17 protein-coding genes are annotated in these 16,030 nt (G+C 66.4%); 13 read left to right on the top strand and 4 right to left on the bottom strand.

Going from position 1 to position 16,030, the window contains the following annotated elements; all coding sequences use genetic code 11:
- Positions 1–300 precede the first annotated feature (300 nt).
- Positions 301–690: a uracil-DNA glycosylase family protein gene (locus FFS72_RS03980; RefSeq protein WP_349303980.1), complete on the bottom strand. Its 390-nt coding sequence runs from the start codon at positions 688–690 to the stop codon at positions 301–303.
- Between the two features lie 662 nt (positions 691–1,352).
- Between FFS72_RS03980 and FFS72_RS03970 the strand changes: the two genes are divergently transcribed.
- The 4 genes from FFS72_RS03970 to FFS72_RS03960 all read left to right on the top strand — a co-directional run bounded on the left by FFS72_RS03970 (position 1,353) and on the right by FFS72_RS03960 (position 3,959).
- Complete coding sequence (locus FFS72_RS03970) at positions 1,353–1,616, top strand: hypothetical protein (RefSeq protein WP_137872702.1); 264 nt, start codon at positions 1,353–1,355, stop codon at positions 1,614–1,616.
- 23 nt (positions 1,617–1,639) lie between these two features.
- Positions 1,640–1,801: a hypothetical protein gene (locus FFS72_RS26325; protein ID WP_171018547.1), complete on the top strand. Its 162-nt coding sequence runs from the start codon at positions 1,640–1,642 to the stop codon at positions 1,799–1,801.
- A 153-nt stretch (positions 1,802–1,954) separates the two neighbouring features.
- The gene (locus FFS72_RS03965) at positions 1,955–2,668 is read left to right on the top strand and encodes an endonuclease/exonuclease/phosphatase family protein (protein WP_137872701.1); all 714 of its coding nucleotides are present in this window, start codon (positions 1,955–1,957) and stop codon (positions 2,666–2,668) included.
- Positions 2,669–2,969: 301 nt separating this feature from the next.
- Positions 2,970–3,959, top strand: a complete 990-nt coding sequence (locus FFS72_RS03960) for a hypothetical protein (RefSeq protein WP_137872700.1) — start codon at positions 2,970–2,972, stop codon at positions 3,957–3,959.
- Positions 3,960–4,394: 435 nt separating this feature from the next.
- On the opposite strand, the gene FFS72_RS26930 is transcribed toward FFS72_RS03960, so the two are convergent.
- A complete protein-coding gene (locus FFS72_RS26930) occupies positions 4,395–4,529 on the bottom strand; it encodes a hypothetical protein (RefSeq protein ID WP_283235400.1) in 135 nt (44 codons plus the stop codon).
- A 337-nt stretch (positions 4,530–4,866) separates the two neighbouring features.
- Between FFS72_RS26930 and FFS72_RS03950 the strand changes: the two genes are divergently transcribed.
- Positions 4,867–5,280, top strand: coding sequence for a hypothetical protein (locus tag FFS72_RS03950; RefSeq protein ID WP_137872698.1), 414 nt, complete (start codon positions 4,867–4,869; stop codon positions 5,278–5,280).
- Positions 5,281–5,440: 160 nt separating this feature from the next.
- Complete coding sequence (locus tag FFS72_RS03945) at positions 5,441–6,097, top strand: hypothetical protein (protein WP_137872697.1); 657 nt, start codon at positions 5,441–5,443, stop codon at positions 6,095–6,097.
- Positions 6,098–6,701: 604 nt separating this feature from the next.
- On the opposite strand, the gene FFS72_RS03940 is transcribed toward FFS72_RS03945, so the two are convergent.
- Together FFS72_RS03940 and FFS72_RS03935 are read right to left on the bottom strand one after the other, a co-directional pair.
- The gene (locus FFS72_RS03940) at positions 6,702–7,865 is read right to left on the bottom strand and encodes a tyrosine-type recombinase/integrase (RefSeq protein ID WP_137872696.1); all 1,164 of its coding nucleotides are present in this window, start codon (positions 7,863–7,865) and stop codon (positions 6,702–6,704) included.
- A 345-nt stretch (positions 7,866–8,210) separates the two neighbouring features.
- Positions 8,211–9,695, bottom strand: coding sequence for a long-chain-fatty-acid--CoA ligase (locus tag FFS72_RS03935; RefSeq protein ID WP_137872695.1), 1,485 nt, complete (start codon positions 9,693–9,695; stop codon positions 8,211–8,213).
- 166 nt (positions 9,696–9,861) lie between these two features.
- Between FFS72_RS03935 and FFS72_RS03930 the strand changes: the two genes are divergently transcribed.
- From FFS72_RS03930 to FFS72_RS03900, 7 genes are all read left to right on the top strand, one after another.
- Entirely contained in the window at positions 9,862–10,620 is a 759-nt protein-coding gene (locus FFS72_RS03930; protein ID WP_249353103.1) for a MerR family transcriptional regulator, read from the top strand.
- A 55-nt stretch (positions 10,621–10,675) separates the two neighbouring features.
- On the top strand, positions 10,676–11,086 hold the full coding sequence (locus FFS72_RS03925; protein WP_171018546.1) for a TIGR02611 family protein: 411 nt from the start codon (positions 10,676–10,678) through the stop codon (positions 11,084–11,086).
- Complete coding sequence (locus tag FFS72_RS03920; protein WP_137872692.1) at positions 11,083–11,709, top strand: (2Fe-2S)-binding protein; 627 nt, start codon at positions 11,083–11,085, stop codon at positions 11,707–11,709. The genes FFS72_RS03925 and FFS72_RS03920 overlap by 4 nt, the downstream gene beginning before the upstream one ends.
- 131 nt (positions 11,710–11,840) lie before the next feature.
- A complete protein-coding gene (thrS, locus tag FFS72_RS03915; protein WP_137872691.1) occupies positions 11,841–13,892 on the top strand; it encodes a threonine--tRNA ligase in 2,052 nt (683 codons plus the stop codon).
- Positions 13,889–14,461, top strand: a complete 573-nt coding sequence (locus FFS72_RS03910) for an ATP adenylyltransferase (RefSeq protein WP_137872690.1) — start codon at positions 13,889–13,891, stop codon at positions 14,459–14,461. Before thrS ends, FFS72_RS03910 begins: the two co-directional genes overlap by 4 nt.
- On the top strand, positions 14,462–15,133 hold the full coding sequence (gene pgsA, locus FFS72_RS03905) for a phosphatidylinositol phosphate synthase (protein ID WP_137872689.1): 672 nt from the start codon (positions 14,462–14,464) through the stop codon (positions 15,131–15,133).
- Positions 15,130–16,029: a phosphatidylinositol mannoside acyltransferase gene (locus FFS72_RS03900; protein ID WP_137872688.1), complete on the top strand. Its 900-nt coding sequence runs from the start codon at positions 15,130–15,132 to the stop codon at positions 16,027–16,029. Before pgsA ends, FFS72_RS03900 begins: the two co-directional genes overlap by 4 nt.
- Position 16,030: the final 1 nt, after the last annotated feature.

The raw sequence follows: 16,030 nt of genomic DNA, 5'->3' as shown, positions 1-16,030 counted from the left end.
AGGGGGCGGCGATGTGGAGCTGCCGGAACCGGAACCCGTCAAGGGAAGCGCCATAATCGGTGTTAGCGACGGACGCCGTGTCGGCGACCTCGAGCACGGCACCCACGTGCGTGGCGAGCCGCCGCGAAGTCCGGGTGCTGTGCCCCGTTGGTCGCGTGTACTTTCGGGTCATCCGGGCGGGGTTCCCCCTCTGCAAGCCGTTGAATGATCGGCCGGTGGAACGCGGAGAAAGTGGGCCCCGCCTGGCCCCTTTCGTCGCCCATGGCGATGTGCCTGGGCCGACGGGGCAGGACGGGTACGTCACGCGGTGACGATCCGCTGCATGGTCCGGATAGCAGTGTCGAAGAGCTCCCGCGCGTCCGGTTTGGAGTTCAATCCTCGCTGCCCACAGTGGGGTACATCCTCGATAACAGTCAGCCCGGTCCCCGCCAGGTTCGCGATCTTGGCACCGTGTTCGGCGGCGCGACCGAGGGGAAGGACTACTCGTAGATCCGGGCAGAGAGCTACGAACTCGCGGGTCCAGACCACTGCGCGGCGGCGTTCTGCGGTCGTCGATTTGCTGTTGCGGGGGTTCGCAGTGGGAAACGGGCAGACGTTCCAGTGCACGACGTACCGCCAGTCCACACCGACCTCGGCGTACTTGTTGCGGCAGTTCAGTGCTGTGTAGTCGGGGTTGTCGAGACTGAGCATCCCGGTCCCAGTGCCAGCCTCGGCCTGAGTGCTCGGATTATCGAGCAGGACGAGAGCCCGGGCATGAATGCCCCCCTGCGCAGGGTCGACATAAGGCACGTGACCTCGGGGGATCCGCTCATGGTCGGCGATCCGGTCGGCGAGATTGTTCAGGGGTGCGACGTGTGGCTCTCGAATCCGCGGCATCCGCGACGCAACAATCTGCAGTTGCTCGCCCCGATTCGTTACCGCCACAGGTCTACTCCATTCTCAAGACAGAGCAACGAGGCTACTGGGGGTTCCGGCAGTAATCGCTGAAGATCCAACGAAGTTCGGCATTCTGTCTGATAGATGGCCTGGCCGATGGCCTCATAGGCACTGGGTGGGCGGTGCCGCTGACGATGCAGTGGAAGGTGGAGTCGGCCAGACGCTGCATTCCTCGGCCAGGTCGAGGCTCGCGTCGTCATTGGGTCGGGCCGGGCGAGGGATCGTCTTCCGTGCTGCGAGAGGCGGTCTCGGCTGTTTGCCCTTGAGTCGGACCTTCGCACGGGCTTTGGCCATGCCCTCGCGGGTCCGCAGGTGGTGCAGGTTGGTTTCGAACTCGGCGGCCAGGTGCTTCGCGAACTTCGTTACTTTATGCGCTGCTACTACCGGGACCCCAGTCTATGAAAGTACCATGACACGTGGCGGATTTTGTTGATGAGTGCGCGGAGGCGTTGTTTCGGGTCTTCGAGGAGGCGGTACCCGAACTGTCCAACATCGTCGCCGCCGACTTCCGGCACGGGATGATCGAGGACGGCCTGTACTACATGCTGCGGCACCTCGTCCGGGTAGGCGCACCGGTCCCTGCTGACATTCACGCGATGCTCACCCGGTGCCTCGACGAATGGGACTTCCGGTTCGTGGATGAATGCAGCGAATACCTCGCACAGATCTCGCGCCTCTGACCGACCCTCGCGCGTTCTTGTCCGTGACCGAGCATGCGAACGCCGCCGATGCCGACGCGACGTTCCGCGGGTCTGGCAGTCGGTCCGGGGTCGCCGAGGTGATGGGTCGGTGGGCGGTCTACACCGTCGGCGACGTCGAACACGGTCCGCCGATCGACCACGTCGCCCCCCTGACGTGCACCTGACTGCGCACTCCGCCGAGCTCCGGCTTAGATCACCCGGGGTCGTGTACCGGCTGGTGCCGCCACCAGGGAGATGTCATATCAGGTGTTACCGGCGGGCACCGGCCCGGGCGGTCCTTCCTAGGCTGGGGGAGTCGCGGTCGTAGGGTGCTGGCTGTGGACAGCACCGAGATCACCGTCGCGACCTGGAACACCGAATGGGCACCCACCGCCGGCCGACGGGGTCCGCACGTTCGTGAGCGGCTGGCCGACGCGTCCGCGGACATCCTCGTGGTGACGGAGGGCAGCCGCGGGCTCCTGCCAGACGGCGGATACGTCGTCGATGCCGGCAACGACTGGGGCTACGACGACAAGCCGCACCACCGCAAGGTGCTGCTCCGGTCCCGTTGGCCGCTCACCGACGTCGACCGCCTCACCACGGGCGGCGGAGCCGGGCGGGTCGTGACGGCGCTGACCGCCGCACCCGCCGGGCCGATCCGGATCCTCGCAGTCTGCATCCCGTGGGCCCGCGCACACGTGAGCACCGGGCGCCGCGACGCCACGGCCTGGTCCGAGCACCTCGACTGTCTCGACCAGCTCGACATGCTCGCACCACGCTTCGACCCGTCGACACCGACGGTGGTCGCCGGAGATTTCAACCAGCGCATCCCTCGTGTCCTGCAACCTGCACGGGTCGCGGACCGTCTCGCCGAGGTGATGGGTCGGTGGACGATCCACACCGCCGGGGACATCGAACACGGCCCACTGATCGACCACGTCGCCTCGAACCTGACGTGCACCGGAGTGCGCACCTGGTCCGGGCACGTCGCCGAGCTCAAGCTCAGCGACCACTCCGGGGTGGTGTGTCGGCTGGCGCCGGTACGCCACTGACACTTCTGCCTGCAACCCGCGACGCCCAACCGCCGCATCGGGCCAATCCGGATCCCGGTCCGGCAGCAGGGGAAATGTCGTATCGGCTTGCCGGTGTCGACGGGCCTGCTGGAGAGTGGGATCGATTGTCGGGGTCGGGGTCGGCCATGCGCGTCGCGACGAGCGGCCCTGTGGTGTCGCAGGGATGCTGTAGCTTCTGGCGTTGCACCGCGACGTGGGCACCGACTCGTAGTAGTCGGGCTGGGGGAGGGGAGTCGATGAGCGACCAGTGGATTGCGTTCGCGAGTGATGAGGTGGCCTCGTGACGGCGGACACGGAGCCGTCGGCTCTGTTGAAGCGGGTCGCTATGCCCGGCTGGGTCGAGATGAGGTTAACGAAGATCACCCTCCGGACCGATGCCGCCAAGAAGTTCGCCGCGTGCACGCTCGACCACTGGAAGGGGACACCGGAGAAGTCTCAGCCGCAGACCGTCGTCAAGCCGCGAGCGGTAGCCGTGCACGACTCCGCGTCGCAACTGCTCGGTAGCTGCACGGCCTGGACGATCGCCGCAGTCACCGTTTCGCTCGGCGCTATTCTGTTCGACTTCGAGATCGAAGCCTTCCTCGTTCTGATGGTATGGGTGGCATGGCTGATCGTCTTCGTCGGCTCATGGCTGCTACGGGAGGTCACCAAAGCCTCCGCCCTTGAGTACCGCAGGCAAGTCAAGGCTGCCAAGCAGGCCGCGATGCGCAGGGACGTACCGCAGTTGTCGAACGCTGAGATGGACAGCCTCGCGAAGATACTTTCCACGACAGAAGGCAAGCTGGCGTATGCGGCGGCGGTTCTCGCGGCGGAAACGGAGTCCTCGCCGGTGTGGGGTGACCCCGTGTTCGACGACTTTCACGCCCGTGTGGACCTGCACCGGCATGTCGGCGAGATCGCCGACAGTGCCCGGGCTCTCGACCGAGCCAGAAAGAAGCTGGGATCGCGACCGGGTGGGGCGCTGGCCAAAGACGAAGCTGTCACCGAACTCTACGAGCGCCGAGTCCGCGAGCTCGATGAGAGGCTCTCGGGACTCACGCAGCGAGTGCACGGACTCCTGGTCTACCGCGACCATGTCCACGGGTTCGAACCCTTGATCGAGAAACGCAAGTGGCTCGAAAAGCACCGTTACGACCAGGTCGATTCGGGGTCTGTGTTCGACGAGTTGGGATCTGCTGAACTGCGCAGCGCGACCGACGAAATCGACTCCCGCACGCGGGAAGCCATGAACTTCCTCCTGGAAGACGCCGAGCGGCTCAGCAAACTATGACCTCGAGGTGGCCGTCCCCGCGCCGGAGGCAGGGGTCCGATCCAGGAGTGACGGGTAGATTCTTTGGATCGTGCGGGCAGGCGCCTGTGTCCGTGGTTGATGGTTTGGGATGCTGTGCCAATGGATGGGCAACCCACCCTGTTTCCGCTCGCGGACGTCGGCGTATCCGCCGATGCGGGTGACGCGGCGGACCTGCGGACAGCGCTCGGGCTGTTGGCATTGATGGACCTGCCGCGGGTGGGTAGCGGTCGGGCGATCCGATTCGCGCAGCAGTTTGGGTCCGCTGAGACGTTCAACACCGCGGCACCGGAGCAGCGGCAACGTGCGGGTGGTGTCGCGGTCGAAGATCCGGTGCAGGTTCTTGATCGGGATGTCCCGGACGGATTGGGTCGGGGCCGTGCCTTCTTGGAAGGCATCCGAGGATCCCGCCTGCCGTCACCACTTCCTTGCTATCTGCAACTCCCACACCACGAAGTCGAGGCCGGCATGCACCTCCGACTCCTTACGGGATCGGGGCGGGAGGCCCTCGAAGTGCCGCTCGGCGATTCGGTCGAGTTCGTCATCTGTCATACCCGGTTGTACGCAGCCCGGGGCGGGCCGGTTCCAGGCAGCAAGGCCACCCCGCAACGCCATCAGGTCGAAGAAGCGCCATGGACCAGGCCGTGATCGCGTTTCGCCGCTACGAAAATGCCTCCCTGCCATACGCCGGTATTGAATCCCACAAGAGGCTGCACCACTACTACTTGTACGACACCGTCATTGCTGCCGATGGAACCTCCGAGTCGATGACGGGAACCCTGACATAAGCGCCCCTTCGGCTGTCGCCGGGATATCGGGGGTCTACGACCGGCTACACAAACGAGCCGGATGCGTTCCTCGCCGACCCGACCACCGATAGGTTGTGCACATGCCACTTGTGAACGCGACCTTGCAGACGGAGAGCGCTGCGGATCGGCAGCTACGCCACCTTCGCGAGCGAGCATTCCTCATGAACGCGGTGTGCAGCGAAGTCGAGGCGTCCGGTGGCGACTACGCCTCGCAACAGGTGAGAACAGCGGTCTGCATGTTCCAGCGGTGGATCGCTGAGGAGTTCGGATTGCCGGATGGCGAACACATCAGATTCGGTCACGGCCTTGACGAGTTCGACGATGCTACCGGGGCCGCTGACACGATCCGGAAGATCCAGGCGGGCGTCGCTGTGTGTCAGGACGTTCAGCTGTTCTGGTGGGCCGATTCCCGTATGGAGGCGGATCGCGATGCTGAACGCGTGTGCTGGTCCCTTGGCGTGTACTTCTCGACCCGTTCCGTCAGCGAGTTCTGATTCTCTGAGCGTGGACGACCTCTGGCCGACTCACCTCCGTTCGGGAGGATCGGTTGCGTACCCGCTGGCCGCTCACCGAAATCGACCGGATCACAACTGGTGGGGGAGCCGGTCGGGTCGTGCCACGCTGACCGCCGCACCTGCCGGGCCGATCTGGATCATGGCCGTCTACATCCCGGATCAGCGTGCACGTGCAGGTCCGCCGACCGTCACCAGAGATGGCCGCAGGACCGTCGAGGTCGTCTATCTGGTCGCCTCGACGCCGACGCCGACGCCGACGCCGACGCCGACGCCGACGCCGATGCTCGCACTGGCTCCGTCGCAGGTCGCCGACTGGGTTCGCGGGCACTGGGCGTTGCCTGCCTCAGCGGTTGTCGAAGAGCTTGTCAGCCACTCGCTTGCCCAGGACCTTCTCCGCAGGGTGCCGGTCGATCTGATCAAGAGTCAGGCACCTTTCCGGCCGAGTCAGGCGCGCGAGGTCCGCTGGGTCAGGCTTGTGTACTTCGAGCGCGACCTGGCGTGCCTCATCTGCGTAGATCTCTTCGTGGAGCCAGACACTCTCCCCGGTTCCGTCATCCAGTGGTCCTCAGTGACGAACCAATTCGCAACGAGCACACCACTGCTCGGAAGCAGCGTCCACACCTTCTGTCGGTCAATCGCGGATCTTGCCCCCGGCCGGGTAGACCCCAGCCACTCAAGTGCACCGTCCGCCGTACGGGTCAGCCGCCAAAACTCCCATCCGGTACTTGCCATGGTTATCCTGCCTCGCTGCATCGTGATCCCGAGATTTCTTGTGCCCCACTATGGCACCCGATGAGGCCAATTGATCGAGGGCACCTCACGGCCTCCGCCCGTGCAGGCCACCCGGGGGCGGCACCGCCGCGCCCCGGGCGCTGCGCGCCCTACGGTGGGGCGGAACGCCCGGGTGCGGTGGGGGAGACGGTGGCAGGTGCTGCGGAGGTCGACATGGAAAGAGGCAACATTCTTCTTTCCATTGCGCTGTGCCACACCGCCTTGCTCTCCAACTCACGTCGACCTCCACGGCACTCGGTCACAGTCTCTTTCGCAGTCCTTTTCACCGTGTGCCGAATCCGCGCCGTGGCGGGCGTAAGGAGCTTTGCGCCCGCCGGGGTCGCTACGCTGCCCCCCGGCAGACTTGCAAAGTTCCCTCCGCTGCCACCAAACAGCCAGGTCAGGAGGCAAATTCAAGTTTGCCGCTAAGTTCGCCGCGGCAGACTTAACCGCAAACTTAAAACCGCAGGTCACGACATTTTGCAGCGGAATGTGTGCAAACTCACTGCGGGCCACGGCAGCGAACTTGAAATCGCAGGTCAGAGGTGTTCCGCCTGCAGCGGGGCGAACACCCCGGCGACAGCGTACAAACCACCTCGCGCAGATGGAGTGCGGGGCGGTGGCCGGTGTTACCTGCGTGAAGCGCGCCTGGCGAGTTCGTCGTCACGGGTGCCGGCATGCTGGTAGCGCATTGCGGCCTTGACGCTGCTGTGTCCCAACCTCGCCATAGTCTCGGCCACGGTCGCGCCGGTTTGCGCGTAGCGAGTTCCTGCATAGTGGCGTAGCGAGTGAAATGCGAGGTCGGAGCGGCCTGCTGCTGCCCGTGCCTTCCGCCAATGGTTATTCACCGTGCTTTGTGACACATAGGCACCGCTACGGTCTGTCCACAGCAATGCACCCGGTTTCACGGACTCGACGTGGGCAGCCACGATCCGGGCGTCCTGTCCGAAGATGGCAATGATTCGTTGCCCTGCGGCGCTCTTGGGAGGTCCGGCTACCTTGGCGATGCCGTTGCCTTCGACGATGCTGCGCACGACAGCGATCCGCACCGCGTCCACCTCGCCGGCGCCGTCGCGCTCAACAGCCACATCGTCACTGGTCAGGCCGATGACCTCGCCAAATCGCAGGCCGCCGGCGGCGGCGATGATCACGAATGGCTGGTACTTCGGCACGATCTTTTCGATGATGATGTCCAGTTCGACCTCGGTCGGCGGCGTTGTGGATTTCCCCGTGGTAGTAAGTGAGCCGCCCTTGATTTTGCATGGGTTTCCACTGATCAGACCGTCTTCTACGGCTGTCTTCAATATTGATTTCATCAAGTCGTAGGCCCTCGCTGTGGCCGTCGCCTTGCCCGTTGCGAGTAGCTTCGATCGCCACTCGCGCACTGCATCGGGGCGTATTTCGTTGATGGGTGTTACTGCCCAATGGAATAGCGATCCGGTTGTGCCAAGCATCCGCTCGTATTCCTTGCGGGTGCGGGGGCGTATCGGCTCGCCCTTGCTATTGGTTCTGGTGGCGACCCATTTCTCGGCGTACACGCCGAACGCGACAGCCTTACGTGCCTCATCGGCCTGAGTGGCCTGCTGTGCCACGGCGGCAGCATCTGGGTGTATCCAGGTGCCCCCGGCGATCGCGTCCTGCTGCGTGTTCAGCCAGGTCTGTGCCGCGCCTTTGGTGCTAAACGTGCTGGGTGCCGGGACGCGCTCCGCGCTCCCAGGAGTGGGGTCGGGGTGGCGGGCTCGGTACCGGCCTGATGGCAACTTTTCAATCCGTCCGAATACTTTCCTGGCCATGCGCCTGCTTTCTTCGTTGTCGTGGGCCCTCCGTGGGCCCTAGAGTGTCAGAAGTTGGCACACCTAGGCACGGTGTGGCACGACTTGGTGTCTTTGACCTGCTAATTAGTGTTCTGACCAGGTATATCACGTCTGGTTCGATCCCAGCCGGGACCACAACAGAACGCCGGTTCAGACGAAAGCCCCCTCGAAAGAGGGGGCTTTCGTCGTTTTCGGTGTCCCGGTGCGTCACGCGTGCCTCGACCTGGTGCCGACAACACGACACCGTGACGATACGAAGCCCGTCACAGCACGAAGCCCCGGTCGCCACTAGGTGACCGGGGCTTCGCTTCAGGCGTCGGCTGATCAGTCGACGACGATCGCGCGCTTGAGGATCTTGCCGGTGGGGCCCAGGGGCAGCTCCGACACGATCCGCACGACGCGCGGGTACTTGTACGCCGCGACCCGCTCCTTCGCGAACTCGCGAACCTCGTTCTCGGTCAGCGTCTGGCCGGGCTTCGGGATGACGACGGCAGCGACCTCTTCGCCGTGTGTCTCGTGCGGGATGCCGACGACGGCGACGCTGCCGACGGCCGGGTGCGCGTACAGCACTTCTTCGATCTCGCGCGGATAGATGTTGTAGCCACCGCGGATGATCATGTCCTTGGCGCGGTCGACGATGTAGTAGTAGCCGTCCTCGTCGCGGCGGCCGATGTCGCCGGTGCGGAACCAGCCGTCCCGGATCGCCGACGCCGTGGCCTCGGGGTTACCGAAGTAGCCCTTCATCACGTTGTGGCCACTGATGGCGATCTCGCCGTCCTCGCCATCCGGAACCTCGTTCCACTCGGCGTCGATCAGCTTGAGCTCGACACCGTCGATGGGTTGGCCGACGGATCCGGCCTTGCGCTCGCGGTCGGCATGGTTGAACGCCGCCACCGGGGAGGTCTCGGAGAGGCCGTAGCCCTCGAGGATCGGGGCGTCGTATGCCTCTTCGAACGCGCCGAGCACCTCGACGGGGAGTGCGGAGCCGCCGGACACGCACCGCCGCAGGCTGGAGGTGTCGTAGTCCCCGCGATCCGGGAACTGCGAGAGCGCGACGTACATGGTCGGCACGCCACCCATCTGCGTCACCTTGTCGCGGGCGATGACCTCGAGCGCCTTCGCGGGGTCGAAGCGGGGGAGCAGGGTCAGGGTCGCGCCCGTGAGCACCGCGGCGTTCATCATCGTGGTCTGCCCGAACACGTGGAACAGCGGCAGGCCGCCGAAGACGACGTCGCCGGCCGACATACCCGCGATGCTCTCGCTCGCGGAGATCTCCGCATTGCGCATCATGTTGGCGTGGGTCAGCTCGGCGCCCTTCGGCGCGCCGGTGGTGCCGGAGGTGTACAGGATCACCGCGGTGTCGTCGGCGTCGCGGTCCACACCCTCGACGGCCTCGTAGGTGCCGAGTTCGGCGAGGAACGATGCCGGGTCGACGGAGACGTAGGTGACCCCGGCCTCCGCGGCACCCTTGCCTGCCTCCTCGTCCACTGCGTTCCACGCGAAGAACGCCTTGGCGCCGCTGTCCCGCAAGACATGGGCGAACTCGCGGCTCTTGTACAGAGGGTTGGTCGGGACGACGACGCCGCCTGCCCACAGCACGCCGTAGTAGAGGACGGGCATCTGCGGGATGTTCGGCAGCGACAGCGCGACCCGGTCCCCGGGCTCGATGCCCAGTTCGCGAAGCCAGCCTGCGACCTTGGCGGCCAAGGCCTCGAGCTGGGTGTAGGTGAGCTCGGCGTCGTCCATCTTGACGGCGACACGATCGCCGTGATTGGCGGCGGACGCCTTGAGGTTGTCTGTCAGATTCACGGTTGCTCCTGGTCGACGGTGCCGGCTGTCGGTAGCGGCGTCGCCTCACCCGCAGCGTTACAGCAATTACTGTTACGCGACAGTAATGAACGCCGCTCAGCACCGTCAACTGTTAAGTTTTGCAACAGAGTTGGCGCCGGGGGGACGCGGGATGGAGGTGGGTGGGGTGACGGACGACAGGGAGTACACACTCGCCGAACTGGGCCGTAGTGCAGATGTGAGCGTCCGGACGATCCGCTACTACCAGTCCGAGGGGCTGCTGCCCAAGCCGTCCAGGCGAACGGGCCAGGCGGTGTACGCCCAGCACCACCTCGAGCGGTTGCGGTCGATCGTCGCGCTTCAGTCCAAGGGGTTGCGGCTTCAGACCATCCGCACCGTTCTCGGCGAGGGCGGCGAGGTGGGCAGTGACGTCGTGGACCTGCTCGGCCCCGCGTTCGCCGGCGCCGCCTGGCTCGCCACGTCGGCGCGCACGATGGACGAAGGCGAGCTGGCGGACCTGCTGGGCGACGCCTACCCCGAACACGTGGGCGCGCTCGTGACGGCCGGCTACCTGGAGCGCCGCACCGAGGGTGACGGTCGAAAGGTCTGGTACGTCGACAGTGTTCCCCAGCTTCGTGGTGCACTCGAAATGTATTCGATAGGAACAGAATTCGAGCTGAGTCGATGGTCGGCCGGTGTCATGCGTGCCCGGCTCCGCGAGGTGTGCGAGTTGCTCGTCGCGCGGTGGATCAGCGAGTCCGGTGGCAAGTACCACGGCAATGCGACACAGGCCGAGTTCGACGAGAACCTCGAACGCATCCGAGCCGTCGCCTGGCAGTCGGCCGCCCACGTGATGGCCGAGGAGATCGGTCGCGCACTCGGACACGCCGACGAGCTCCGTGCGCGGGTCGAGGCGGGCGACTTCGACCTGGAATCGAGTCCGTGACGGATCGGGTGATCGCCCGGTACGTCGCCCGTCACATCTGGGTACCGTGGTGCCCGTGACAGAAGAGGTGCGCACCGAGAACCGATGGCAGCGGGCACGGCGGCAGATCGCGTCCAATCCCGTTCTGAACCTGAGCTATCGCATCGCCGTCGGGGTGATCGGCACCGCGGTCCTCGTCGTCGGGATCGTCACGATCCCGTACCCCGGGCCGGGCTGGTTGATCGTGTTCGCGGGCCTCGGCATCCTCGGGTCGGAGTTCGCCTGGGCGCACCGGCTCCTCCACTTCGCGAAAGCGAAGTACGACGCCTTCATGGACTGGTTCGCGAAGCAGTCCATCGTCGTCAAGGCGCTGTCGGCGCTGGCGACCATGCTGATCGTGCTGGCGACGCTGTGGGTTCTCGGGACGTTCTCGCTGGTCGGTGGTTGGTTCGGAATCGAGCACTCGATACTCGAATCGCCCCTGTGACCACATTGTTCACCGGCGCGGACCTGGCTGACCCGGTGTGGCTGACACAGCGGATCGAGGAGACCGGACGCCGATGGCGTACCACCGACCGGCGGACAGCCGCCACCATCTGGTGGTACTCGGCGAGCTCGGTCCTTCTCGCGCCGCTCTTCGACGACACGACGATCGTGGGCGCCGTCCCCGATCCGTCCCTGGATGCGACGAGCGGCGCCCTGCAGGCCGACGGAACGCCCGCCCGTGTCACCTATTCCCGGCGGGTCGCAGACCTCGACGGACTCGGTGACGGGCTCCGCCGATCGCTCACCGCGATCGTCGACGCGCTGGGACAGGCAGGAGGCGCGGCCCCGGCCATGTGGGCGCTCGCATCGGACTCCCTTGCCAACCGGGCGCTCGACGCTGGGTCGGCGACGCTCGCCGTGCGTCTCGCGGAACTGGTCGGACCCCCGCTTCCCGTTCCCCGTTTCGTCGAGGTCGGATCTCGAACGTTCCTCAGGCGTGCCTCGTGCTGTCTGATCTACCGGGTGGTCGCCCCCGAGGGCGACGAGGCCGCCGAGCGAGCGAAGTGCGTCAGCTGCCCGCATCAACTGCCGGAGGTTCGCCAGGCGCGGCTCGCCGCGCTGTGACACGGCCGCAGCAGGCCGCGCTGTGACCGCCCGGCCGGGTGATCGGGTCGATCACCCGGGCGGCCGATAGCATGAGTTCTCATCGACCGGCCCGTACCGGGGTCGGCCCACCACACGAGGAGCACATCGCCGTGACCACGCCTGCATCCGTAGCCCCAGCCGCCCGCGTCCGGGTGCCTGCGGGGACTACCGCCGGCACGGCGGTCCGCGAGGCCGGGCTGTCCGGCAAGGGCGCCGACGCGATCGTCGTCGTCCGCGACGCCGAGGGCAACCTCAAGGACCTGTCGTGGATCCCCGAGCAGGACGTGGAGGTGGAGGCCGTCGCGGCCGACACCGCGGACGGACGCATGGTGATCCGGCATTCTTGCGCGCACGTGCTGGCGCAGGCCGTGCAGGCGGAGTTCCCGGCCGCCAAGCTGGGCATCGGCCCGCCGATCAAGGACGGCTTCTACTACGACTTCCGGGTCGCGGAGCCGTTCACCCCCGAGGACCTGACCCGCCTCGAGAAGCGGATGAAGCAGATCGTCAAGGGCGCGCAACGCTTTTCGCGCCGCGTGGTGGAGAACATCGAGGACGCCCGGGCGGAGCTCGCGAACGAGCCGTTCAAGCTCGAACTGATCGACGACAAGTCCGGGATCGACGACCCCGAGGTGATGGAGGTCGGCGGCAACGAGCTGACCATCTACGACAACCTCGACCCGAGGACCGGCGAGAAGGTGTGGGGCGACCTGTGCCGTGGTCCGCACATTCCCACCACCAAGCACATCCCCGCCTTCAAGCTGACCCGCAGCTCGGCCGCGTACTGGCGTGGCGATCAGAACCGCGAGGATCTGCAGCGCGTCTACGGCACCGCCTGGGAGTCCTCCGAGGCGCTCGACAAGCACATGGAGCTGATCGCCGAGGCCGAGCGACGGGACCACCGCAAGGTCGGTGCCGAGTTGGACCTGTTCAGCTTCCCCGACGAGCTCGGTTCCGGACTTCCGGTGTTCCATCCCAAGGGCGGCATCATCCGCCAGGAGATGGAGAACTACTCCCGTCAGCGGCATGTCGAGGAGGGCTACGAGTTCGTCTACTCGCCGCACATCACCAAGGGTCACCTCTACGAGGTCTCCGGTCACCTGGACTGGTACCGCGACGGCATGTTCCCGGCGATGCACATCGACGAGGAGCTGAACGAGGACGGCACGGTGCGCAAGCCCGGCCAGGAGTACTTCCTCAAGCCGATGAACTGCCCGATGCACAATCTGATCTTCCGGTCCCGCGGTCGTTCCTACCGCGAACTCCCGCTGCGCCTGTTCGAGTTCGGCTCCGTCTACCGCTACGAGAAGTCGGGCGTCGTGCACGGCCTGACCCGCGTGCGGGGCATGACGCAGGACGACGCGCACATCTACACCACGCGCGAGGACATGCGTGACGAGCTCACTCGCACGCTGAACTTCGTGCTCGGCCTGCTCAAGGACTACGGCCTCGACGACTACTACCTCGAGCTGTCCACCAAGAATCCCGACAAGTACGTCGGCGACGACGCGACCTGGGAAGAGGCGACCAACACCCTGGCCGAGGTCGCCGAGGCGTCGGGTCTGACCCTGATCCCGGATCCGGGCGGCGCCGCGTTCTACGGCCCGAAGATCTCGGTGCAGGTGCAGGACGCGCTCGGTCGCAGCTGGCAGATGTCGACCATCCAGCTCGACTTCAACCAGCCCGAGCGCTTCGAGCTCGAGTACACCGGGTCCGACGGCGCCAAGCACCAGCCGGTGATGATCCACCGCGCCCTGTTCGGTTCCATCGAGCGGTTCTTCGGTGTGCTCACCGAGCACTACGCGGGTGCGTTCCCGGCCTGGCTGGCACCCGTGCAGGTCGTGGGTATCCCCGTCGCCGAGGCGTTCGAGGCGCACCTGTTCGACGTCGTCGGCAAGCTCAAGGCCGCGGGTGTGCGCGCCGAGGTCGACGTCAGCGACGACCGGATGCAGAAGAAGATCCGCAACCACACCACCCAGAAGGTGCCGTTCATGCTGCTCGCCGGCGAGCGGGACGTGGAGGCGGGCGCGGTCAGCTTCCGGTTCCGCGACGGCACGCAGGTCAACGGCATTCCGGTGGACGACGTGGTCGCCGCGATCACGGGCTGGATCGCGCGGCGCGAGAACGCCTCGCCCACGGCCGAACTGCTCGGCGGTCTGCAATGACCGAGAGTGACGAGCCGGGCCGGCTGACCGACACCGGTCCCGGCGACCCGGACCGGCTGCAGCGACTCTGGTCACCGCATCGGATGTCGTACATCGCGGAGTCGCCCCGGGCTGCGAAGTCGGACGAGGGTCCGTTCACGGCGATCCCGAAGATGAGCGACGAGGAAGGCCTGATCGTCGCGCGCGGCGAGCACGTCTACGCGGTGCTCAACCTGTACCCGTACAACCCGGGGCACATGATGGTGGTGCCCTATCGGCGGGTTGCTGCGCTCGAGGACCTGACGGCGGGCGAGTCGGCGGAGCTGATGGCATTCACCCAGCAGGCGATTCGAGTCGTCAAGCGGGTGTCGCGACCGGATGCATTCAACGTGGGGCTCAATCTCGGTGCGGCAGCAGGCGGTTCGCTCGCCGAACACCTGCACCAGCACATCGTTCCGCGCTGGGGCGGCGACGCGAACTTCATCACGGTCCTCGGCGGCACGAAGGTGATGCCGCAGTTGCTGCGTGAGACGCGGGCCCTGCTGTCGGCGGCGTGGCAGGAGATGTCCACCGACGTCGGGAGCATCTAGATGCTGAGCATTCTGGGTCGGGCCTCGGTCTCGAAAGTCACGGCGCCGCTGGGTCGTGCACTGGTGGGCACGGGGTTGACTCCGGACGCGGTGACCGTGTTCGGCACGGTCGCGAGCGTGGCGGGTGCGGTGACCCTGTTCCCGTCCGGGCACCTGTTCTGGGGAACCATCTTCATCTGGTTCTTCGTCATGTTCGACATGCTCGACGGGGCGATGGCGCGCGCTCGTGGCGGTGGAACGCGGTACGGCGCGGTGCTCGACGCGACGTGTGACCGCGTCGCGGACGGAGCGATCTTCGCAGGCCTCGCCTGGTGGGCCGTCTACCACGAGAACAGCCGGTCGCTGCTGGTGGCGACGCTGATCTGTTTGGTGACCTCGCAGGTGATCTCGTACGCGAAGGCGCGTGCCGAGGCGAGCGGACTCACCGCCGACGGTGGGCTCATCGAGCGTCCGGATCGGCTGGTCATCGTCCTCGCCGGCGCCGGACTGACCGGTATCGCCGGGCATTTCGGAATCGACTGGCTGGAGTGGGCGATCTACGTCGCGATGTGGATCCTGGCTGTCGCCAGCGTGATCACCGTGTTCCAGCGGGTGCTGGCGGTCCGCAACTCACCGGGTGCGCGTGAGCTGTTGACGGTCGCGAAGCCCGCCGACCAGGACTCCGAGCAGTGAGCGTCGCGGAGCGGGCGAGTGACCTCGGGTACGCCGCCGGCTGGCGGCTGGTGCGTGCCCTTCCCGAATCGGTCGCGACCCGTCTGTTCGACGCGGGAGCGGACTTCGCGTGTCGGAAGGGTGGCCCGGACCAGCTGCGGCGCAACCTCGCTCGCGTTCTCGGCGTACCCGCGGAGCAGGTGCCGGACGAGCTGATCCGGGCGTCGGTGCGGTCCTACGCCCGATACTGGCGCGAGGCGTTCCGCTTGCCGTCGATGGACCAGGCCGAGCTCGGTCGCCGGCTCGACGCGAAGATCCAGGGCAAGGAACACGTCGAGGCCGCGCTCGCCGCGGGCACCGGCGCCGTACTGGCCCTGCCGCACAGCGGCAACTGGGACATGGCAGGCGTGTGGCTCGTGCAGGCCCACGGCACCCTGTCGACGGTCGCGGAACGTCTCAAGCCGGAGTCGCTGTACCAGCGTTTCGTCGCCTACCGGGAGAGCCTCGGCTTCGAGATCTTCCCGCTCAGCGGCGGCGAGACCCCGCCGTTCGGCCAGCTCGCGGACCGCCTGCGCGACAACCGGGTGGTGTGTCTGCTCGGCGAGCGGGACCTCGCCAAACGCGGTGTTCCCGTGACGTTCTTCGGGGAACCGACCCGGATGCCCGCTGGACCGGCGAAGCTGGCGATCGAGACCGGTGCGGCGCTGCTCCCGGTGCACTGCTGGTTCGACGGCGACGACTGGGGATTTTCCGTCGGCGCCGCGATCGACACCGCGGGCGGGGTCGGCGCGGCCACCCAGACGCTCGCGGACCGCTTCGCGGAGAACATCGCCGCGCACCCCGCGGACTGGCACATGCTGCAACCGTTGTGGCTGTCCGACCTGTCCGAAGCGCGCCTGGCTCGAATGGAGTCGTGAC

The organism is Rhodococcus sp. Q (genome assembly GCF_005503035.1).
Classification (GTDB): Bacteria; Actinomycetota; Actinomycetes; order Mycobacteriales; family Mycobacteriaceae; genus Rhodococcus_G.
This window is presented reverse-complemented; position numbering and strand designations above follow the sequence as displayed.